Genomic DNA, 20,219 nt, shown 5'->3' on the forward strand with positions numbered 1-20,219 from the left:
GCCGCCGCCCCACGGGCGTCTCAGATTCTAACCCCGAGACGTTCGGGATCGAGAATTACTCGCCCTTGGTGATCGCGTAGTACAGCACGTTGGTGTTCCATCCGTACTGCACGTTGTCGACCGACTCGCTCCAGGCGCCGTCGACGCCGTAGTACCAGAGCGGGATCACGGGGAGGTCGGTGAAGAGGATCTCCTGCGCCTGCTGGAACTTCTCGTTCGCGGCCTCGATGTCGGTCGCGCCGAGACCCTCCGACAGGAGCGCGTCGAACTCGGGGTTCGTGTAGTCCCCGTCGTTCGAGCTCGCGTTGGTCCCGTACAGCGGCCCGAGGAAGTTGAACAGCGCCGGGTAGTCGCCGATCCAGCCGGAGCGGAACGCCGTCTGGATGGTGCGGTTGGTGATCTCGGTGCGAGCCTCCGCGAAGGTCGGGTACGGGTTACCCGACGCCTCGATGCCGAGGTTGTTCTTCAGCTGGTTCGAGATCGCGTCGACCCACGGCTGGTGGCCGCCATCGGCGTTGTAGGCGATCTGGAAGGTGCCGCTCCACGGGGCGATGGCGTCGGCCTGAGCCCACAGTTCCTTCGCCTTCTCCGGGTTGAACTCGAGCACCTCGGCGCCCGGGATGCTGTCCGACCAACCGTCGATCGGAGGCGCGGTGAAGTCCTTCGCCGGCTGCCGAGCACCCTCGAAGATCACGCTGGTGATCTCGTCGCGGTCGATCGCCATCGAGATGGCGGCGCGACGGAGCTGACCCTCTTCACCCGAGAAGTGCGCAAGCCGCTCCGGGATCGTGACGGTCTGGATGCCCGCCGAAGCCTGCTGGACCGTGCGGCCCTCGAACTCGTCCTGGAACGAGCCGAGCGCACCGGTGGGAACCTCATCGATGACGTCGAGGTTGCCGCCCTGCAGGTCGGCGTACGCCGCCTCCGGCGTGGCGTAGAAGATGAACGACAGTCCACCGTTCTGCGCGGTCTTGTACCCGTCGTACTTCGGGTTCGGCACGAGGTCGATGCGCTCGTTGTGCTTCCAGGCATCCTCGCTGGCGAACACGTACGGGCCGTTGCCGACCGGGTTCTGGCCGAACGCCTCCATGTCCTCGAACGCGGACTCGGGAAGCGGGTAGTACGCGGCGTACCCGAGGCGGAGCGGGAAGTCCGACTCCGGCTGCTTGAGCGCGACCGTGAACGTGGTGTCGTCGACGACCACGAGGCCCGGGAGCTCGGGGACCGACTCGTCGTAGCTGAAGCCCTCGATCGACTCGAAGAAGTAGGCCTGCAGCTGCTCGTTGGCCGCGTCGGCCGCGTAGTTCCACGCGTCCACGAAGGAGGCCGCAGTCACGGGCTGCCCGTCGCTGAACTCGAGGCCCTCGCGGATCTTGATCGTGTAGTTCTGCGCGTCTTCGGTTTCGATCGATTCGGCGACGTCGTTGTGCGGTGCACCCTCGGCGTCATACGCGAGGAGGCCGGACCAGAGCGCATCCAGGATGCGGCCTCCGCCGTTCTCGTTCGTGTTGCCCGGGATGAGCGGGTTCTGCGGCTCGACGCTGCTCGCCGTGACGATCCCAGCCGACGATCCCGTCGATTCGGGCGCGCTGCTCGTGCAGCCGGAGAGCGTGAGGGCGCCCACCGCGGCAAGAGCAAGGGCTGCAACGCCGATTCTCTTGAGCTTCAATGTTCCTCCTGTGAGATAGCGCGAGCGACCGAGGCTCGTGGCCGGGACCGTTCGCGGATTGATCCAGACTAAGTAGCCGTCGCGCCGAAGCAAAACCACAAGGGAAACCGTTATCGAGGCGAGATATGCGCCCCGTTCGGGGTGCAACAGCTGCGCAATCAGCGCAGAAATCGTGCGCATATGAGCAGATTCGCGCGTGCGAGGATGGCTCGCATGACCACTCCGCGCCGACTCCGCCTGGAGGTCGGCATCGTGCTCGGGCTCTCGCTCGGGGCATCCGCCGTCTACTCGATCGTGTCGATCGTCGCCCGGATGACCGCCGAGACGCCGCTGTCGCAGCAGTCGGCCGCGATCAACCAGTCCCGTTCGACACGCGAGTGGCTGGACTTCACGTACCAGTTCCTCGACGTCTTCTTCGGCCTGTTCGTCGTGGCCCTCGCGCTCTACCTGCTCTGGGAGCCGGGCCGATCGCCCTTCCGCCGCATCGGGTTCGACTTCACCCGCCCGTGGCGCGACCTCGGCGCGGGCGTCGCGCTCGTCGCCGTGATCGGCGTGCCGGGCCTCGCCCTCTACGCCGCGGGCCGCGCGCTCGGATTCACGGTGGCGGTCGTGCCCGCGCCGCTCGACAGCCACTGGTGGACCATCCCGATCCTCGTGCTCGCCGCGCTCAAGGCCGCGCTCACCGAGGAGGTCATCGTCGTCGGCTACCTGTTCACGCGACTCCGCGAGCTCGGTGTCGGGCCGTGGGCGACGATCGTCTCGAGCGCGCTCCTGCGCGGGACCTACCACCTGTACCAGGGGTTCGGCCCGTTCGTCGGGAACGCGCTGATGGGCGTCCTCTTCGGGTGGGTCTACACGAAGTGGGGGCGCACGATGCCGCTCGTCATCGCGCACTGGATCCTGGACATCGTGTCCTTCGTCGGCTACCCGCTCGCGGCGGCGTGGTGGCCGGGCCTGTTCGCACCGGCCGCCGCCTGATCGCCGTCGGCCGGCGCCGCCCGGTTCACCCGCCGCCGAGCTCGGCCCGGAGCACCGGTGCGCCGCCGGACGTGCGCACCTCGATCGAGCGGATCTCCCCCAGCTCCACCGCCGTCGCCGCCTCGAGGCGCATCGCACGCCCGGGGATCGCCTTCCAGCTCGAGACCTGGCTCTCGCGCCCGTCCGCGTCGGTGATCACGAGCGCGTAGGCCCAGGGGCCCTCGCCGCCGCCCCAGGCCGCCGCCTCGTCGTAGGCGCACCGCATCTCGATGCGCGTGCCCCAGTCGACGGCGGTCAAGTCGACGGATGCCGCGATCGGCGGGTCGCCCTCGATGGGGACGAGGGCAACCGACTCGTCGGGATGCACGGGCGCCTCCAGCGCCAGCGGCACCGCGATCGCCGCGGCGACCACGACGGCCGCGGCGACCGCGAGCATGACCACGCGCGCCCGCGCGCGACGACCGCGCGCGCGGCGCGCGACGACCCGGTCGACGAGGTCCGCCGGCGGCGAGGCATCCTCAGCGGCCCCGGCCGCCGCACCGGACTCGGCCGCGGCCTCGGGCTCGGCAGCCGGGTCGAGCCCGACCGGACCGGGTGCGAGCCGCCCGAGCAGCCCGGGCATCGAGGCGAGCTCGGCGACCGCCGCGCGGCAGCGCGCGCAGTCCTCGAGGTGCGCCTCGTACGCTCGACGGTCGGGCGGGGTCAGCGCGCCGAGCACGTACGCGGCGTCCCAGTCCGCGAAGCGCTCGTGGTCGTGGTCGTGGTCGTGCGTCATCGCGTCACCCCCCGCTCCTGCATGGCCAGCCGCAGCGCCCGGAGTGCGTAGTGCAGCCGCGACTTCGCGGTGCCCTCCGGGATGTCGAACTCGGCGGCGAGCTCGCTCGTGCTGCGGCCCTCGAAGTAGGCGGCCACGACGATCGCGCGGTGATCCGCGGTCAGCGTCGCGAGGGCATCCTCGATGAGGAGCCGTTCGAAGAGCTCGTCGGTGCGGTCCGCGGACGGTCGCTCCGGCGGGTCGCCGACGCCGACCTCGTGCCGGCGACGGGCGCTGCGCGCCTCGTCGATCACGAGGTGGCGGGCGACCGTGAACATCCACGACCGGACGGTCGCCGGATCCTGCTCGAGGATGCCCGGGCTCCGCCACGCGCGCAGCAGCGTCTCCTGCACGACGTCGTCGGCCGCGGACGTGCTCCCGCAGAGGTGCACCACGTAGCGCCACAGCGTCGCCGCGTACGCGTCGTGCAACTCGCGCAGCGCCGCCTGGGCATCGACCACGACTCCACCTCCGCTGGGGGAACGAGGCGAGGGCCCGGATGGTTCACCCGGGGGCGCGCACCGAAACCTCGCGCGGCCACCGGGGCGGCCGTGCTCCGTCGTCGGCGCTCAGCGCCGCTCGGGCACCTCGTGCGGTGCGGGCTGCCGCGGCGCACTCGTCGCGGGCGTGTGCGGACGACCGCGCGCGACGTGCGCCGCGGACGCCAGGTCGCGCGAGGCGGCGACGACGGGGGTCGGCGCGAAGGCCGGCACGGACTCAACGGGCGGCAGCTCGTCGTCGGACGACCGTGTCCGCGCGACCTCGAACCACATCCGGCGGGAGGGGCTGCACACGACGCCGAACGCCTCGTCACCGAAGACGCCGCCGCGCGAGAAGTCGGTCACGGCCTGGGCGCGGCGCAGCGCCTCGGCGGTCGCCGGATCACGGCGTTCGAGTCGCCCGGCCCGCCGGTCCAACGCGAGCCCGTCCGATGCGAGCAGGGTGGTGCCGACCATCACGCCCGCGAACGCGAGCGTGGCGACGATGCTGAGCAGGTCTGCGTTGGCCATCCGGAACCCCCGATCCGAGACAACCTCAGTGTACGCCCCGATCGGATCGGCGGGGGCGCCCCGATCCGGCGACCGGGGCGCCTCGGCACGATGCATCCATGGATCTCGCACACGCCTTCTTCGCACAGCACCTGACGTCGCGTGCGCACGACCGGCTCGAGGCGCCGTCGGCCGCCGAACTCGCCGCCGCCGAGGCCCGGGCGACCGCCCGGGCGCGGGCCCGGGCCGAGCGCGCCGCGGCGGACGCCGTCGTCTACACCGAGCGCGGCCGCCATCGCGCCGCGCCCGCCCGACCCCAGCACGCCTGAGCGGCGCGGCCGTCCGGGCCGGGCGGGTCGGGCGTCAGGCGAACGCCTCCACGGGCGGGCACGCGCACACGAGGTTGCGGTCGCCGAACGCCTGGTCGATCCGGCGGACCGGCGCCCAGTACTTGTTCCGCACGAGCGAGCGCACCGGGTAGACCGCCTGCTCGCGCGTGTACGGGTGCGTCCACTCCCCCGCGATGACCGACTCCGCGGTGTGCGGCGCGTTCCGCAGCGGGTTGTCGTCGGCCGGCCACTCGCCCCGGCCCACCGCGTCGGCCTCCGCCTTGATCGCGATCATCGCGTCGACGAACCGATCGAGCTCCGCGAGGTCCTCCGACTCGGTCGGCTCGACCATGAGCGTGCCCGCGACCGGGAACGACATGGTCGGCGCGTGGAAGCCGTAGTCGACGAGGCGCTTGGCGACGTCGTCGACCGTGACCCCGGTCGCCGCCGTGAGCGGACGCACGTCGAGGATGCACTCGTGCGCGACCAGCCCGTGCTCGCCCGTGTAGAGCACCGGGTAGTGCTCGCGCAGGCGCGCGGCGACGTAGTTCGCCGCGAGCACGGCCGACGCGGTCGCCTGCTTCAGGCCCTCGGCGCCCATCATGCGCACGTACGACCACGAGATGGGCAGGATCGACGGCGACCCGTAGGGCGCGGCCGACACGGGCCCGCCGCCGTGCACGAAGCCGCCGGCGTGGTCGGGACGCTGCGCGAGCGGATGCCCCGGCAGGTACGGCGCGAGGTGCGCCTTCGCCGCGACCGGGCCCACGCCCGGGCCGCCGCCGCCGTGCGGGATGCAGAACGTCTTGTGCAGGTTCAGGTGCGAGACGTCGCCGCCGAAGTCGCCGAACCGGGCGAAGCCGAGCAGCGCGTTCAGGTTCGCGCCGTCGACGTACACCTGGCCGCCCGCGTCGTGCACGGCCTGCGTGATGTCGGCCACGTCGTGCTCGTAGACGCCGTGCGTCGACGGGTACGTGATCATGAGCGCCGAGATGGATGCCTCGTGCTCGGCGATCTTCGCCCGCAGGTCGGCGAGGTCGACGTTGCCGAGCTCGTCGCACGCGACGACGACGACCCGCATGCCGGCGAGCACCGCCGAGGCCGCGTTCGTGCCGTGCGCGCTCGAGGGGATGAGGCACACGTCGCGCTCGGTGTCGCCGTTCGCGAGGTGGTAGCCGCGGATCGCCAGCAGGCCCGCGAGCTCGCCCTGGCTGCCCGCGTTCGGCTGCAGCGAGACGGTGTCGTACCCGGTGACCTCGGCCAGCCACGACTCGAGCTGCTCGATGAGCGCGAGCGAGCCGACGACGTCCGACTCGGGCGCGAACGGGTGCAGGTTCGCGAACTCGGGCCAGGTCACGGCCTGCATCTCGGTCGCCGCGTTGAGCTTCATGGTGCACGAGCCGAGCGGGATCATGCCCCGGTCGAGCGCGTAGTCGCGGTCGGCGAGCGTCTTCAGGTACCGCATCATCTGCGTCTCGGAGTGGTGCGTGTTGAACACCGGGTGCTCGAGGTACGAGGACGTGCGGCGGAGCGACTCGGGCAGCGCGGTCGGCAGGATGCCCCGCGGCTCGCCGCTCTCGCGCTCCTCCGGACCGCCGAAGGCGCGGACCACGGTGTGCAGGTCCTCGAGTGTCGTGGTCTCGTCGACCGAGACGAGCACGGTCGCCTCGTCGGCCTCCCACAGCAGCACGCCGAGGTCGTGCGCCCGCGCGACGACGTTGCGCGCGAGGCCCGGCACCACGACGGCGAGCGTGTCGAAGTACGCGTCGTGCGCGACCGTCTGGCCGATCTCCTCGAGCCAGCCCGCGAGCAGGCGCGCCTTGCCGGCGACGCCCGTCGCGATGTGCCGGATGCCCCGCGGCCCGTGGTACACCGCGTACATCGAGGCCATCACGGCGAGGAGCACCTGCGCGGTGCAGATGTTCGAGGTCGCCTTCTCGCGGCGGATGTGCTGCTCGCGGGCCTGGAGGCTGAGCCGGTACGCCGGCGCGCCCGAGGCATCCACCGAGACGCCGACGAGTCGGCCCGGGAGCTGGCGCTCGAGGCCCTTGCGCACCGCCATGTAGCCGGCGTGCGGGCCGCCGAAGCCGATCGGCACGCCGAACCGCTGCGTCGTGCCGACGGCGACGTCCGCGCCGAGCTCGCCGGGCGACGTGATGAGCGCGAGCGCGAGCAGGTCGGCCGCGACGACCGCGAGCGCGCCCTGCGCCTTCGAGTCCGCGACGAGCGACGACGGGTCCCACACCCGGCCCGATGCGCCCGGGTACTGCACGAACAGGCCGAAGTGGTCGCCGAGCGCGGCGACGTCGGTGCGCTCCGAGAGCGCCGCCTCGACGAGCTCGATGCCGACCGCCTCGGCGCGCGCGTGCAGCAGCGCGAGCGTCTGCGGCAGCGCGTCCGCGTCGACCACGAAGCGGTTCGAGCCCGACTTCGAGGCGCGGCGTGCGAGCAGCATGCCCTCGACGACCGCGGTGCCCTCGTCGAGCATCGACGCGTTCGCGATGTCGAGCCCCGTGAGGTCCTCGACGACCGTCTGGAAGTTGATCAGCGCCTCGAGCCGGCCCTGCGAGATCTCCGGCTGGTACGGCGTGTAGGCCGTGTACCAGCTCGGGTTCTCGAGCACGTTCCGCTGGATGACCGCGGGCGTGATCGTGCCGTAGTACCCGAGGCCGATCATGGGCGTGCGCGCCGTGTTCTGGTCGGCGAGCGCGGCGAGCTCGGCGAGCGCCTCGCGCTCGGTCGCGGCGGCGGGGATGGCGCTCGAGAGCACCTCGCCCATGCGGATCGAGGTCGGGACGGCCGCGGCCATCAGGTCGTCGAGCGAGTCGTGCCCGACGACGGCGAGCATGCGCGCCCGGTCGTCGGGGGTCGTGCCGATGTGCCGTCGGCCGAAGGCGTCCACGTCGAACGTCGAGGAGGTCTGCTGCATGTGGGAGGTGGGTCCTTGCGTGGGTGTCGCGGGTGGTCGGGCGGCTACTCGCCGACGAGCGCGCGGTACTCGTCGTGCGTGAGGAGGTTCGGCAGCGACGCGGTGGTCGCCTTGATCAGCCAGCCCTCGCCGAAGGGGTCGCTGTTCACGAGCTCGGGCGCGTCGACGACGGCCTGGTTCGATTCGACGACCTCGCCGTCGACCGGGGCGAAGAGCTCGCCGACCGACTTGGTCGACTCGATCTCGCCGACGACCGTACCCGCGGCGAGCGCGGTGCCGGCTGCGGGCAGGTCGACGTACACGACGTCGCCGAGCTTCTCGGCGGCGTAGTCGGTGATGCCGATGGTGACGACGTCACCCTCGATGCGGACCCACTCGTGCTCCTCGGTGTACTTGAGCTCGGTCTGGTCGGTCATTCGATTCCTCCTGGATCGGGATGGTGCGGTGGACTGCGGCGGCGCCGGTCAGGCGCCGCGACGGTGGAAGGGCAGGGGCACGACGGATGCCTCGATGCGCGTGCCGCGCACGTCGACGGCGAGCACCGTGCCGGGCTCGGCGTGGGCCGGGTCGACGAACGCCATCGCGATCGGGTGGCCGAGCGTGGGTGAGAGCGCGCCGGAGGTGACGACGCCGACCTTCGGGGAATCCGCGTCGGTGCCGGCGACGACGTCGTAGCCGGCGCGCGCGGCGCGGCGGCCCTCGGCGGCGAGGCCGACCAGCACCGGGGCATCCGGGCCCGGGCCCTGCTCGATGCCCTTGCGGCCGACGAAGTCGCCCTCCTTGGCGAGCGCGACGACGCGGCCGAGCCCCGCCTGCGCGGGGTGCACGTCGAGGCCGAGCTCGTGGCCGTAGAGGGGCATCCCCGCCTCGAGCCGGAGCGTGTCGCGGCTCGCGAGCCCGCACGGCACGACCCTGGGGCCGCCGGTCTCCTGGAGCGCCCGCCAGACGCCGGGCGCGCGCTCGGGCGCGAGGTAGAGCTCGAAGCCGTCCTCGCCGGTGTATCCGGTGCGCGCGACGAGCACGGGCTCGCCCTCGTACTCGGCGGCGACGGCGCGGTAGTAGGTGAGCGCGTCGAGGGCCGCGACGAAGTCGTCGTGGTCGTTGCCGGGGCCCTGGACCCCGAAGCCCGGGGTCTCCGTGAGGACCGCGAGCGCGTCCGGCCCCTGCAGCGCGATGAGCGCGACGTCGTCGGACTCGTCGAACACCTCGGCGTCGAACGGCGCCACGCGGTCGGCGAGCTCGGCCGCGACGACCTCGCGGTTCGAGGCGTTCGCGACGACGAGGTAGCGGTCCCGACCGGTGCGGTAGACGACGAGGTCGTCGATCACGCCGCCGCCGCGCGACAGCAGGAACGTGTACTTCGCCTGCCCCTCGGCACTGGCCGACAGCCGGCCGGCGAGCGCGTAGTCGAGCGCCTCGGCCGCCTCGGGGCCGACGACCACGATCTCGCCCATGTGGGACAGGTCGAACAGGCCCGCCCGCTGGCGCACGGCGTGGTGCTCGGCGAGGTCGGACGAGTAGCGGACCGGCATCTCCCAACCCGCGAAGTCGGTGAACGACGCGCCCAGCGCCTCGTGCACGTCGTGCAGCGGGCTCCGCCGCGTCGTCGTGCCTGCCTGTGCCGTCTCGCTCATGCGGACCTCCTCAACATTCCACCACATTGACCGCCAGGCCTCCCCGGGCGGTCTCCTTGTACTTGTCGCTCATGTCGCGCCCTGTCTGGCGCATGGTCTCGATGACCGCGTCGAACGTCACGTGGTGCGTGCCGTCGCCCCACATCGCCATCTTCGCGGCGTTGATGGCCTTGCCCGCGGCGATCGCGTTGCGCTCGATGCACGGGATCTGCACGAGCCCGCCGACCGGGTCGCACGTGAGGCCGAGGTTGTGCTCCATCGCGATCTCGGCGGCGTTCTCGACCTGCGCGGGCGTCCCGCCGAGGACCGCGGCGAGCGCGCCCGCCGCCATCGAGGACGCCGCGCCGACCTCGCCCTGGCAGCCGACCTCGGCGCCCGAGATGGATGCCCCGCGCTTGACGATGCCGCCGATCGCGGCGGCCGTGAGCAGGAACTCGACTGCGAGGTCGTCGAGCTCGTCGCGGCCGGCGGGGTCGCCGAAGTCGGCGCGGTCGGCGGCCGTCGCACCGCGCGGCGCGTAGGTGGTCGCGTAGTACATGACCGCGGGGATGATCCCGGCCGCGCCGTTCGTCGGTGCCGTGACGACCCGCCCGCCCGCCGCGTTCTCCTCGTTCACGGCGAGCGCGACGAGGTTCACCCACTCCTGGCAGAACGCGGGGTTGCGGTCCGGGTCCTCCTGCAGGAGCCGCTCGTGCCACTGCGGCGCGCGCCGCTTCACGCCGAGCCCGCCGGGCAGCACGCCGTCGCGTCGGATGCCGGTCTCGACGCACTCGCGCATCGCGTCGCGGATCCGCAGGATCCCCTCGCGCACCTCGGGCGCGGGACGGCGGGAGAGCTCGTTCCGCATCGCGACGTCGGCGATCGACAGGCCTTCGGCCGCGCAGATGCCGAGCAGGTCGGCGGCGCTGCGGAACGGCAGCGGCGCCGGCGGGTGGGCCGCCTCGGTGCGGCCATGCTCGCCGTCGCGTTCGATGAAGCCGCCGCCGAGGGAGAAGTAGACGGCACGGTCGATCGCCTCGCCGTCCGCGCCGAGCGCGGCGAAGCGCACGCCGTTCGTGTGGCGCTCGAGGATCGTGCGCGGCGAGAGCGCGATGTCCGCGGCGCGGAACGGGACCTCGGCGACGCCCGCGACCCGCAGGCGGCCGGTCTCCTCGATCTCGGCGGTGCGGCGCTCGACCTCGTCGGTCGTGATGGCGTCGGGGCGGTGGCCCTCGAGGCCCAGGAGGACGGCGGTGAGGGTGCCGTGTCCGCGGCCCGTGGCCGCGAGGGAGCCGTAGAGCTCGACCTCGACGGCGGCGACGGAGGATGCCTCGTCACCGAGCCGCTCGACGAAGTCGGCCGCCGCGCGCATGGGGCCGACCGTGTGGGAGCTCGACGGACCGACCCCGATGGTGAAGAGGTCGAAGACCCCGAGGTACGGCGTCGCGTCGGCGTGCACGGTCACGACGACTCCGTGGTTGCGGTGAATCGGGACATGGGAACTCCTTGGGTGCGGCATCCGTGGTGATGCGTACGAGTTCCTCCCGCTCTGTCATGGGCCTGAGAGTTTCCACGCGGCGTGCCGCGCTTGCCCCGTCGGCGGGCGCATGAGCGCCGCTTTCCAGAGTGACCTGCCGCCACGGTCCGTGTGCCTGAGAGATTCCCGGGAGGGGTTGCTCCTACGGCAGCCGCGTCGGCGCGGCGTTCTCCCGTGGCAGGTGATGGGTCGATTCAGTTGTGCTCAGAGTCTAGCCGCTCGGGTGCGCCGCTCGCGCCGGGCGCGACCGAGCCGCTAGGTTCGGCTCAGACGGGCCGCCCTGCCGCGCCCTCCCATCGGAGTGGAGGCGGGCATGTCCGGCATCGCGAGCGGTCGAGCGGCGTTCCTCGAGCAGGCGCCGCAGCGCCGGCTGGAGGCGGTCTTCGTGACGCCCGGTCGGTGGCTCCGGATCGCGACGACGCTGAGCCTGGTGATCGGCGCGGTCGCCATGCTCATCGTGCACGCCGAGCTCGACCGGCTCATCTCCGGGGCGCCCTCCGGGGCGCGGGCGTTCAGCTACGCGACGGCGATCAGCCCGCTCGCGTTCGGTTCGATGGATGCCTGGACGATCTGGGCCCGCGGCGAGTGGGCCCCGCAGATCGCCGGCTGGATCGGCGCCGCACTCGTCGTCGACGCCGTGTTCATCGCCTGCTACGCGATCCTCGGGTTCCGCGTGATCCGGCTCGCGGCCGGGCCTGCGACCGCGGCGCGCGTGCTGCTCTGGCTCCTCATCGCCGCGGAGTGGTGCGAGGCGCTCCTGATCGCGACGCTCGCGTCCGGGTTGACCGACCCGGACGGCGAGGGACGCGCCACGACCGCGGTGGCCGCGGCGATCGCCTCGACGGCGAAGTGGACCCTCGCGGTGCTCGTCGTCGTGGCGATCGTCCGCACCGACGGGAGGTCCGCGGATCCCCTGCGGCGGCGGATCGGCCGGAAGCTGCGGCAGGTCGGGCGCGGGCTGTGGGTGCACCGACTCGCACTGCTGGCCGTCATCGCGCTCGCCGCGCTCGCGTGCGTGCCGAGCGACGACCTGTTCGACCAGCTGCCCGACATCCAGCGGGCCTGGTTCGATCCGGCCTCGCCCGCCGCGAACCTCGTCCACGTGTCGTGGGCGGTCCTCGCCCTGGCGGTCGCGGCGTTCGCGACCTTCGTGCTCGGCCGGCGCCGGTCGCGCCTGATCGTGGAGACGCGCGCGCGCCGGCTGGAGCACCGCATCCAGAAGCCGGGGTGGGCGGCGGCGCTCTGGGGGACGCCGATCGTGCTGCTCCTCGCGGCCGCCGGGTTCTCGACGGCGGTCGGCGGCGCCGAGGTGGCGCCGTGGACGTCCTGGACGTTCTGGACCCTGATCGGCGTCGGCGTCGTCCTGCTCGGCTTCGCGGTGCTCGCGCCGCGACAGGAGGTCCCGCGAGAGGGCGAGGTGCCGGGGCTCGCGCGGGCGCGGGCCGTCGTGATCACGGGGGATGTCCTCGCGGTCGCGGTCGTGGCCTCCGGCGCGCTCGGGATGGTCCGCTCGTTCACGGCTCCGCTCGCCGCTGCCGCCGCGGGCAGCGCCGGCACGGCGGCCGACGACCCCGTCGTCTGGGCGGTGACGCTCGTCTGCCTGCTCGGCGCCGTCGGCTCGCCGTTCCTGCTGCGCGTCGGGCGCCGGGAGCGCGTCGAGCGACCCGCACGATGGGCGTTCGTCGACCCGTTCGCCGTTCCGAGGTCGGATGAGACGGTCTCGGTGGCGTCGGTCGGGACCTCGCTCCTGCTGCTCACGGGCGTGGCGGGGATCGCCGTCGCACTGTGCTGGCCGACGGCCGTGGCGCAGATCGGGCCCGCCGCGATCGTGCTCGGCGGCATCACCGCGTGGGTGCTCGCGTTCGGCGCGTTCACGCTCCTCGCGCAGTCCTACCGGCCGATCCAGCCGTTCGGATGGCTCCGCTTCCGCGCGAATCCGGTGCTCACGCTCGGGATCGTGCTGCCGATCGTGCTGGGCCTGGTCCTGCCCGCGATCCCCGCCTCCGACGGCCGGGCCGACCTGCATGCGGTGCAGGTCGCGAACGCCGGCGTCGGGAAGGCGGTCCCGACGATCGCGAAGCGACTCGCCGACGTCGTCGACGCGGTCGAATCCGCGTGCGCGGTGACCGTCGGCGACGGCGACGACCAGCGGCGGGTGCTCCCCGTCTACCTGGTCGCCGCGGAGGGCGGCGGCATCCGCGCCGCGTACTGGACGACCCGCGTGCTCTCGTCGCTGACCGGATGCCCCGCGGCATCCACGCTCCTGTCGAGCGGCGTCTCGGGCGGGTCGATCGGCCTGACGCTCCTGGCGACGTCCCCGACCGCCGACGTCGCCACGCCCGAGGAGACGCCGGCCGACGCACAGGCGCTCGCGGACGCGAGGGAGCTCGCCGCGGGCGACACGGTCGGCGCGGCGGCGACCGGGATCGTCGCCGGCGACCTGTTCGCGACCGCGACCGGGATCCGCGTGCCGTCCTACATCGCGGCAGCCCCCGCGGGCGACGACGAGGGCGGAGACGGTTCGGATGACCCGGACTGGCGCTGGCGCGACCGCGCGGCGCTGGTCGAGCGGAGCTGGGAGGACATCCTGCCTCGGTTCGGCGACCAGGTCGCGCTCTCGGCGGGCAATCCCCGCATCGGCTCGCTCGTGCTGAACTCGACCGACGTCTTCTCGGCATGCCGGGTCATGCTCGGCCTGATCGACCTCGAGCAGTCGGGCGGCTGCCAGGGCAGCGGGACGGCGGCGGACTCGCGTCCGCTCGACAGCTTCGTCGACGAGCCCGCGCAGTGCCTCACGGCGCTCCACTGGTCGACCTACGCGCTGCTGTCCGCGCGCTTCCCGATCGTCACCCCGTACGGCGGATTCCCGACCGACGCGCCGTGCGCGGGCGAGGTGCGGGGCCGGCCGGCGCACGCGCAGCTCGTCGACGGCGGCATGGTCGAGAACTCCGGCATCGGCACGCTCGCCGAGCTCGCCCCGCAGGTCATGGGGGCATTCCGGGACCTGAACGCCGCCCGCACCGGCAAGGCCGACGCGCCGTGGGTGCTCCCGGTCGTCGTCTACGTCAGCAACAAGCAGGGGTTCGACCTCCAGCGCGAACTCCGGACCGCCGCCTCGGAGGCGGTCACCATGACGACGCGCGGCGTGCTCACCTCGTCCCTGGTGTCGGACGTGAGCTGGCTCCAGCGGGTCACGCGCGCGTCCGACGACGCGTGTTCGACGGAGGCGTGCCATGACGCGCTCGACGACCTCCGCTCGACGGTGCCGGGCGGCGCCGTGGTCGTCGCCCCCTCGTCGCTGCCGGCCGTGCAGCCGCCCCTCGGGTGGACGCTGTCGGACATGACCATGGCGGGGCTGGACGCCGCGTTCGTCGACCACTGCGCGCCCGCTCCGGACCAGCCGCTGGAATCGGGCCGGTCGGGACGGTTCGGCGCGTTCGGCCGACTCAGCGACCTGCGCGCGCTCACGCACGCGCCGGTCTGCGCCGAGCCGCTTCCCTGAGGCATCCTCGACTCGACTTCAGGTTGGAATGACTGTAAGCTCCTCCGTGTTCTTATAGTCAGATAGACCTGAACTCGAGCCGGGAGGTGGCATGCCGACGCAGGAACCGGGGCGCGACGCGCGCCTCGCCGTCTCGACCGTCATCTTCGCGCTCGAGCCCGGCACGCCCGACGGGGTCGCGCCCGGCGCAGGGCACGGGGCATCCGGCCGGCCGTCGCTGTGGATCCCGCTCGTCCGGCGCCTCCGCGATCCCGGTGCGGACCGGTGGGCGCTGCCCGGCGGCTGGCTCGGCGCCGGCGAGGCGCTCGAGTCCGCGGCCGCCCGCACGCTCGGCGAGACGACCGGCGTCACGCCCGCCTACCTCGAGCAGCTCTACACGTTCGGCGCCCCCGACCGCTCCCCCGACGAACGCGTCGTCTCGGTCGTCTACTGGGCGCTCGTCCGGCCGGAGGAGACGACCGGCGCGATCGACGACCCGAACGTGCGCTGGTTCGACCCCGACGACCTGCCGGAGCTCGCCTTCGACCACAACTCGATCGTCGAGTACGCGCTCGCGCGGCTGCGCACCAAGCTCGGCTACTCGCAGATCGCGCACGCGTTCCTCGAGCCGACGTTCACGCTCGCCGAGCTCCGCGAGGTGTACGAGACCGTCCTGCGCCGCCCGCTCGACCCCGCCAACTTCCGGCGCACCGTCGAGGCATCCGGCGCCCTCGTCGAGACCGGCGAGGTCCGCACCGGCACGCGCCACCGGCCGCCCAAGCTCTACCGCCCCGCCGAACCGGCCGACGCCGGCGCGAGCGGGCTGTTCCGAGTCCCCATCGCACCGCACCTGAGGAGGAGTCCGTCATGAGCCTCATCGAGAACACCGTCCGCCGCGCCGCATCCGTCGACCGGAGCATCCGCCTGATCTCGACCGGCAAGCGGAGCGGCTCGACCTGCTCCCCGACCTCGCGTCGGGGCCGTGGGACTTCGACCGCGGGCCCGCCGGCTACGGCCCCGGCGCGTCGATGGGCGACGTGATCCCCACGGGCTCGCCGCGCCAGGGCGCGCTGCCCGCCGAGTACCGCGAGGCGACGAACGAGGACCTCCACGCGCGCATCCGCGCGGCGAAGGCGACCCTCGGCGACCGCGTGGTCGTACTCGGCCACTTCTACCAGCGCGACGAGGTCGTGCAGCACGCCGACTTCGTGGGCGACTCGTTCCAGCTCGCCAACGCGGCGCTCACCCGCCCGGACGCCGAGGCGATCGTGTTCTGCGGCGTCCACTTCATGGCCGAGACCGCCGACCTGCTGTCCAGGCCCGAGCAGGCCGTGATCCTGCCGAACCTGGCCGCGGGCTGCTCGATGGCCGACATGGCCGACGAGTCGGGCGTCGAGGAGTGCTGGGAGCAGCTCGCCGACGTCTACGGCGACCTCGACACCCCCGACGCCGACGGCCGGGTGCCCGTGATCCCGGTCACCTACATGAACTCGTCGGCCGCGCTCAAGGGCTTCGTCGGCCGCCACGGCGGCATCGTCTGCACGTCGTCGAACGCGCGCACGGTGCTCGAGCAGGCGTTCGAGCGCGGGCAGCGCGTGCTCTTCTTCCCCGACCAGCACCTCGGCCGCAACACCGCGAAGGCGATGGGCGTGCCGCTCGAGCAGATGCCGATGTGGAACCCGCGCAAGCCGTTCGGCGGCAACGAGGCATCCGACCTCGAGGACGCGCGCGTCATCCTCTGGCACGGCTTCTGCTCGGTGCACAAGCGCTTCACGGTCGAGCAGATCGAGCAGGCGCGCCGCGACCACCCGGGCGTGCAGGTCATCGTGCACCCCGAGTGCCCGATGGCGGTCGTCGACGCCGCGGATGCCGCGGGCTCGACCGACTTCATCGTGAAGGCCATCCAGGCGGCCCCCGCGGGCACGACCTTCGCGATCGGGACCGAGGTCAACCTCGTCCAGCGACTCGCGGCCGAGTACCCGCAGCACGAGATCTTCTGCCTCGACCCGGTCGTGTGCCCGTGCTCCACGATGTACCGGATCCACCCCGGATACCTCGCGTGGGTGCTCGAGGAGCTCGTCGCCGGGCGCGTCGTCAACCGCATCCAGGTCCCCGACGACGTCGCCGAGCCCGCGCGCCTCGCGCTCGAGCGGATGCTCGCGGCCAAGCCGCCGGTCGCAGCGACGACGACGACCGCCGGAGCCTGACATGACGCGCGTGCTCGTCATCGGCGCCGGCATCGCGGGCCTGTGGACCGCGGTGCGCGCGGCCGACGCCGGCTGCGAGGTCGAGCTCGTCACGAAGGCCGGACTCGGCGCGGGCTCGACCGCGTACGCGCAGGGCGGGATCGCGGCGGCGCTGTTCCCCGACGACTCGGCGGACCGGCACGCGGCCGACACGCTCGCGGCCGGGGCGGGCCTCTGCGACCCGCGCGCGGTGCGCGTGCTGTGCGAGGAGGGACCGGCGCGCGTGCGCGACCTGATCCGCTTCGGGGTCGAGTTCGACCGGAACGGCGAGGGGCTCGCGCGCGGGCTCGAGGCGGCGCACTCGCGCGCGCGGATCCTGCACGCCGGCGGCGACGCCACGGGCGCCGAGATCGAACGCGCGCTCGTCGCCACGGTCCGCCGCCGGGCGGTCGCGATCCACGAGCACGCGACGCTCGTCGACCTGCTGGTCGAGCACGGCCGCGCGGTCGGCGCCGTCGTCCTCGACGCCGGCGGCGAGCGAGCCGAATACCGCGCGGACGTCGTCGTGCTCGCCACGGGGGGCGCCGGCCGCCTCTTCCGGCACACCACGAACCCGGATGTCGCAACGGGCGACGGCGTCGCGGCCGCGTGGCGCGCGGGCGCCGAGGTCGCCGACCTCGAGTTCGTCCAGTTCCACCCGACCGCGCTCGCCGCTCCCGGCACCCCGCTCGTCTCCGAGGCGGTCCGCGGCGAGGGCGCGGTCCTCCGCGACGCCACGGGTGCGCGGTTCATGACCGCCATCGACCCGCGCGGCGAACTCGCACCCCGCGACGTCGTCGCGCGCGCGGTCTGGCGGCGGATGGCCGAGCAGGACGGCGCGCCCGTGCTCCTGGACGCCACCGGGCTCGAGGCGGAGGACCCCGGATTCCTCGCCCGCCGGTTCCCCGGCATCGACCGCGCCGTGCGCGACGCCGGCTTCGACTGGGCGGTCGCGCCCGTGCCGATCACGCCCGCGGCGCACTACGCCATGGGCGGCGTCACGACCGACCTCTGGGGCCGGACCACCCTGGCGGGTCTCCTCGCGGTCGGCGAGGTCGCGCGCACCGGCGTGCACGGCGCCAACCGGCTCGCCTCCAACTCGCTGCTCGAGGCCGCGGTGTTCGCCGAGCGCGCGGCCGCCGCGATCGCGGGCGACGCTCCGGCCCGGGCGTCCTCGTTCCGCCCGGTCGCTCCTCGGCCGGCGGATGCGTCCGTCGACGACGCCCGGCCCCTCGTCGACCGCGAGGCGCTGCAGGCCCTCATGTGGGACCGCGTCGGCCTCGAGCGGGACGCGGCGGGCCTCGCCGAGGCATCCTCGCTCCTGGCCGGATGGCGCGCACCCGACCCGGTCGACCGCCGCACCGCCGAGGACCGCAACCTGCTCGACCTCGCCCGGCTCACCACGGCCGCGGCCCTCGCGCGCCGCGAGAGCGTCGGCGCGCACTTCCGGTCGGATGCCTCGGCCGCGGCATCCGTGCACCCGGCGCCCGCCGCCGCCGACCTCGCCCGACCCGACCGAGAGGCCGCCTGATGACCGACACCCGCGAGATCGACCGCATCGTCGGCGCCGCGCTCGACGAGGACGCGCCCTGGGGCGATCTCACCGGCGAGACGCTGATCCCGGCCGACGCGACCGCGACCGCCGAGCTCGTGGCGCGCGAGGGCGGCGTGCTCAGTGGCATCGAGGTGTTCGCCGCGGCCTTCCGGCTCGTCGACCCGCGCATCGAGGTGACCGCGCTCGCGGCCGACGGCGACCGGTTCCGAGCGGGCGACGCGCTCGCGCGGGTCGCGGGCCCCGCCCGGGGCATCCTGCACGCCGAGCGCGTCGCGCTCAACCTGACCCAGCGGATGAGCGGCATCGCGACGCTCACCGCCGAGTACGTCGCGGCCGTGTCCGGCACGCGCGCGCGCATCGCGGACACGCGCAAGACCACGCCCGGGCTCCGCAGCCTCGAACGGCAGGCCGTGCGCGACGGCGGCGGGCGGAACCACCGCCGGTCGCTGTCCGACGCGGTCATGGCGAAGGACAACCACCTCGCGATCCTGACCGCGGGCGGGCGCGACCTCGCGACCGCGCTCCGCGACGCGCGCGAGCGGATGCCCCACACCGCGCACCTCGAGGTCGAGGTCGACCGGCTCGACCAGGTCGAACCCGTGCTCGCGGGCGGGGCCGACACCGTCATGCTCGACAACTTCGCCGTCGACGACCTGCGTCGCGGCGTCGAGCTCATCGCGGGCCGGGCGGTCGTCGAGGCGTCCGGCGGCGTCAACCTCGGAACCGTCGCGGCGATCGCGGCGACCGGGGTCGACGTGATCTCGGTCGGCGCGCTGACCCACTCCGTCCGGTCGCTCGACCTCGGCCTCGACGTGGTGGTGGGCCCGCTCGGGGGCGACCGGTGATCTTCCTGGACCACGCCGCGACCGCCCCGGTGCGCCGGGAGGCGCTCGAGGCGATGTGGCCGTACCTCGCCGGCTCGTTCGGGAACCCGTCGAGCCGGCACCAGCTCGGCATCGAGGCGGCACGCGCACTCGCGGGGGCGCGCGCCGAGGTCGCCGCGGTGCTCGGGTGCCGGCCCGGCGACGTCGTCTTCACCTCGGGCGGCACCGAGGCCGACAACCTCGCGGTCAAGGGGCTCGCACTCGCGAACCCGCGCGGCCGCCACGTCGTGGTCTCCCCCATCGAGCACGAGGCGGTCCTCGAGTCGGCGGCGTACCTCGCGCGCGTGCACGGGTTCGAGGTCTCGTTCGCCGAGGTCGACGCGGGCGGCGTCGTGCGGCCCGAGGCGCTCGCGCGGGTCATCCGGGACGACACCGCGCTCGTGTCCGTCCAGCTCGCGAACAACGAGGTCGGCACGGTCCAGCCCATCGCCGAGCTCGCCGCGATCGCCCGCGCGCACGGCGCGCTCGTGCACACCGACGCCGTCCAGGCGGCCGGCTGGCTGCCGCTCTCGCTCGACGCGCTCGGCGTCGACGCGCTCTCGCTCGCGGGCCACAAGCTCGGCGCGCCGAAGGGCACGGGCGCCCTCATCGTGCGCGGACGGCTGCCGCTCGAGCCCGTGCTGCACGGCGGCGGGCAGGAGCGCGAGCGCCGCTCCGGCACTGAGAACGTCGCCGGCGCGGTCGCGTTCGCGACCGCGTTCCGGCTCGCCGACCAGGAGCGACCGGATGCCTCGGCCCGCGTCGGCGCGCTCTCGGCACGTCTCATCGGGCGCATCCTCGACGAGGTACCCGGCGCGATGCTGACCGGCGACCCGGTCGACCGGCTGCCCGGGACCGCGTCGTTCGTGTTCCCCGGCACCGCGGGCGAGGCCGTGCTGCTCGAGCTCGAGCGCGACGGCGTGGTCTGCTCGAGCGGGTCGGCGTGCGCCGCGGGCAGCGACGAGCCGTCGCACGTGCTCACTGCCATGGGCTTCGGCGCCGAGGTCGCCCAGACCGCGGTGCGCTTCACGCTCGGTGCCGAGACGTCGCCCGACGACGTCGAGGAGGCGGCGGACGCCGTCGTGGAGGCGGTCGCCGCGGTGCGCGGCATCGCCGGCTGACGCGAGGCTCCCGTCCCCGCTGCCCGCCCGCCGTCTGCGACTCACATCCGGGGCATCCGGTCGTGATGCAGATGTCACGCAGGCGAAACGCCGGGGGAAATCGTCTGGAACGTGCA

At 73.6% G+C, this 20,219-nt stretch carries 15 protein-coding genes, 1 pseudogene and 2 riboswitches; of the genes and pseudogenes, 8 read left to right on the plus strand and 8 right to left on the minus strand.

Annotated features, from left to right (window positions below):
* Positions 1-55: 55 nt before the first annotated feature.
* A complete protein-coding gene (locus tag ACDF64_RS17275) occupies positions 56-1,669 on the minus strand; it encodes an ABC transporter substrate-binding protein (protein ID WP_394552579.1) in 1,614 nt (537 codons plus the stop codon).
* Between the two features lie 204 nt (positions 1,670-1,873).
* Here ACDF64_RS17275 and ACDF64_RS17280 point away from each other — a divergent pair, with 204 nt between their 5' ends.
* Entirely contained in the window at positions 1,874-2,647 is a 774-nt protein-coding gene (locus ACDF64_RS17280) for a CPBP family intramembrane glutamic endopeptidase (protein WP_394552580.1), read from the plus strand.
* Between the two features lie 25 nt (positions 2,648-2,672).
* Here the strand turns inward: ACDF64_RS17280 and ACDF64_RS17285 are convergent, their stop codons facing one another.
* From ACDF64_RS17285 to ACDF64_RS17295, 3 genes are all read right to left on the minus strand, one after another.
* Positions 2,673-3,422, minus strand: a complete 750-nt coding sequence (locus ACDF64_RS17285; protein WP_394552581.1) for an anti-sigma factor family protein — start codon at positions 3,420-3,422, stop codon at positions 2,673-2,675.
* Positions 3,419-3,922 carry a sigma-70 family RNA polymerase sigma factor gene (locus ACDF64_RS17290; protein WP_394552582.1) on the minus strand — a complete coding sequence of 168 codons (504 nt, stop codon included), beginning with the start codon at positions 3,920-3,922 and terminating at the stop codon, positions 3,419-3,421. Before ACDF64_RS17290 ends, ACDF64_RS17285 begins: the two co-directional genes overlap by 4 nt.
* 108 nt (positions 3,923-4,030) lie before the next feature.
* A complete protein-coding gene (locus ACDF64_RS17295; protein WP_394552583.1) occupies positions 4,031-4,471 on the minus strand; it encodes a hypothetical protein in 441 nt (146 codons plus the stop codon).
* A gap of 98 nt (positions 4,472-4,569) precedes the next feature.
* On the opposite strand from ACDF64_RS17295, the gene ACDF64_RS17300 reads away from it, so the two are divergent.
* Complete coding sequence (locus ACDF64_RS17300; RefSeq protein ID WP_394552584.1) at positions 4,570-4,779, plus strand: hypothetical protein; 210 nt, start codon at positions 4,570-4,572, stop codon at positions 4,777-4,779.
* A gap of 34 nt (positions 4,780-4,813) precedes the next feature.
* Here the strand turns inward: ACDF64_RS17300 and gcvP are convergent, their stop codons facing one another.
* Genes gcvP through ACDF64_RS17320 form a run of 4 tightly spaced genes read right to left on the minus strand, consistent with a single transcriptional unit; the run spans position 4,814 to position 10,786 of the window.
* Positions 4,814-7,708, minus strand: coding sequence for an aminomethyl-transferring glycine dehydrogenase (gene gcvP / locus ACDF64_RS17305; RefSeq protein WP_394552585.1), 2,895 nt, complete (start codon positions 7,706-7,708; stop codon positions 4,814-4,816).
* Between the two features lie 44 nt (positions 7,709-7,752).
* The gene (gene gcvH / locus ACDF64_RS17310) at positions 7,753-8,124 is read right to left on the minus strand and encodes a glycine cleavage system protein GcvH (protein WP_394552586.1); all 372 of its coding nucleotides are present in this window, start codon (positions 8,122-8,124) and stop codon (positions 7,753-7,755) included.
* 48 nt (positions 8,125-8,172) lie between these two features.
* The gene (gene gcvT / locus ACDF64_RS17315) at positions 8,173-9,342 is read right to left on the minus strand and encodes a glycine cleavage system aminomethyltransferase GcvT (RefSeq protein WP_394552587.1); all 1,170 of its coding nucleotides are present in this window, start codon (positions 9,340-9,342) and stop codon (positions 8,173-8,175) included.
* Between the two features lie 10 nt (positions 9,343-9,352).
* Positions 9,353-10,786, minus strand: a complete 1,434-nt coding sequence (locus ACDF64_RS17320) for an L-serine ammonia-lyase (RefSeq protein WP_394552588.1) — start codon at positions 10,784-10,786, stop codon at positions 9,353-9,355.
* A gap of 74 nt (positions 10,787-10,860) precedes the next feature.
* A riboswitch (glycine riboswitch) is annotated at positions 10,861-10,951 on the minus strand.
* Positions 10,952-11,043: riboswitch (glycine riboswitch) on the minus strand.
* Between the two features lie 128 nt (positions 11,044-11,171).
* Between ACDF64_RS17320 and ACDF64_RS17325 the strand changes: the two genes are divergently transcribed.
* The 6 genes and pseudogenes from ACDF64_RS17325 (at position 11,172) to ACDF64_RS17350 (ending at position 20,103) form a co-directional block, all read left to right on the plus strand.
* Positions 11,172-14,360: a hypothetical protein gene (locus tag ACDF64_RS17325; protein WP_394552589.1), complete on the plus strand. Its 3,189-nt coding sequence runs from the start codon at positions 11,172-11,174 to the stop codon at positions 14,358-14,360.
* A 91-nt stretch (positions 14,361-14,451) separates the two neighbouring features.
* A complete protein-coding gene (locus ACDF64_RS17330) occupies positions 14,452-15,210 on the plus strand; it encodes an NUDIX domain-containing protein (protein WP_394552590.1) in 759 nt (252 codons plus the stop codon).
* Positions 15,207-16,546: pseudogene (gene nadA / locus ACDF64_RS17335) on the plus strand (quinolinate synthase NadA). The gene ACDF64_RS17330 and the pseudogene nadA overlap by 4 nt, the downstream one beginning before the upstream one ends.
* 1 nt (position 16,547) lies before the next feature.
* Complete coding sequence (gene nadB / locus ACDF64_RS17340; protein ID WP_394552591.1) at positions 16,548-18,095, plus strand: L-aspartate oxidase; 1,548 nt, start codon at positions 16,548-16,550, stop codon at positions 18,093-18,095.
* Positions 18,095-18,964: a carboxylating nicotinate-nucleotide diphosphorylase gene (nadC, locus tag ACDF64_RS17345; protein ID WP_394552592.1), complete on the plus strand. Its 870-nt coding sequence runs from the start codon at positions 18,095-18,097 to the stop codon at positions 18,962-18,964. Before nadB ends, nadC begins: the two co-directional genes overlap by 1 nt.
* A complete protein-coding gene (locus ACDF64_RS17350) occupies positions 18,961-20,103 on the plus strand; it encodes a cysteine desulfurase family protein (RefSeq protein WP_394552593.1) in 1,143 nt (380 codons plus the stop codon). Before nadC ends, ACDF64_RS17350 begins: the two co-directional genes overlap by 4 nt.
* Positions 20,104-20,219: the final 116 nt, after the last annotated feature.

The organism is Agromyces sp. MMS24-JH15 (assembly GCF_043518605.1).
Classification (GTDB): domain Bacteria; phylum Actinomycetota; class Actinomycetes; order Actinomycetales; family Microbacteriaceae; genus Agromyces.

Coding starts and splice junctions, on each gene's coding strand:
- ACDF64_RS17285 (WP_394552581.1), bottom strand. CDS start 3,422: ATGACGCACGACCACGACCACGACCACGAGCGCTTCGCGGACTGGGAC.
- ACDF64_RS17300 (WP_394552584.1), top strand. CDS start 4,570: ATGGATCTCGCACACGCCTTCTTCGCACAGCACCTGACGTCGCGTGCG.
- ACDF64_RS17330 (WP_394552590.1), top strand. CDS start 14,452: ATGCCGACGCAGGAACCGGGGCGCGACGCGCGCCTCGCCGTCTCGACC.
- gcvH (WP_394552586.1), bottom strand. CDS start 8,124: ATGACCGACCAGACCGAGCTCAAGTACACCGAGGAGCACGAGTGGGTC.
- nadB (WP_394552591.1), top strand. CDS start 16,548: ATGACGCGCGTGCTCGTCATCGGCGCCGGCATCGCGGGCCTGTGGACC.
- ACDF64_RS17295 (WP_394552583.1), bottom strand. CDS start 4,471: ATGGCCAACGCAGACCTGCTCAGCATCGTCGCCACGCTCGCGTTCGCG.
- ACDF64_RS17280 (WP_394552580.1), top strand. CDS start 1,874: ATGGCTCGCATGACCACTCCGCGCCGACTCCGCCTGGAGGTCGGCATC.
- ACDF64_RS17325 (WP_394552589.1), top strand. CDS start 11,172: ATGTCCGGCATCGCGAGCGGTCGAGCGGCGTTCCTCGAGCAGGCGCCG.
- gcvT (WP_394552587.1), bottom strand. CDS start 9,342: ATGAGCGAGACGGCACAGGCAGGCACGACGACGCGGCGGAGCCCGCTG.
- nadC (WP_394552592.1), top strand. CDS start 18,095: ATGACCGACACCCGCGAGATCGACCGCATCGTCGGCGCCGCGCTCGAC.
- gcvP (WP_394552585.1), bottom strand. CDS start 7,708: ATGCAGCAGACCTCCTCGACGTTCGACGTGGACGCCTTCGGCCGACGG.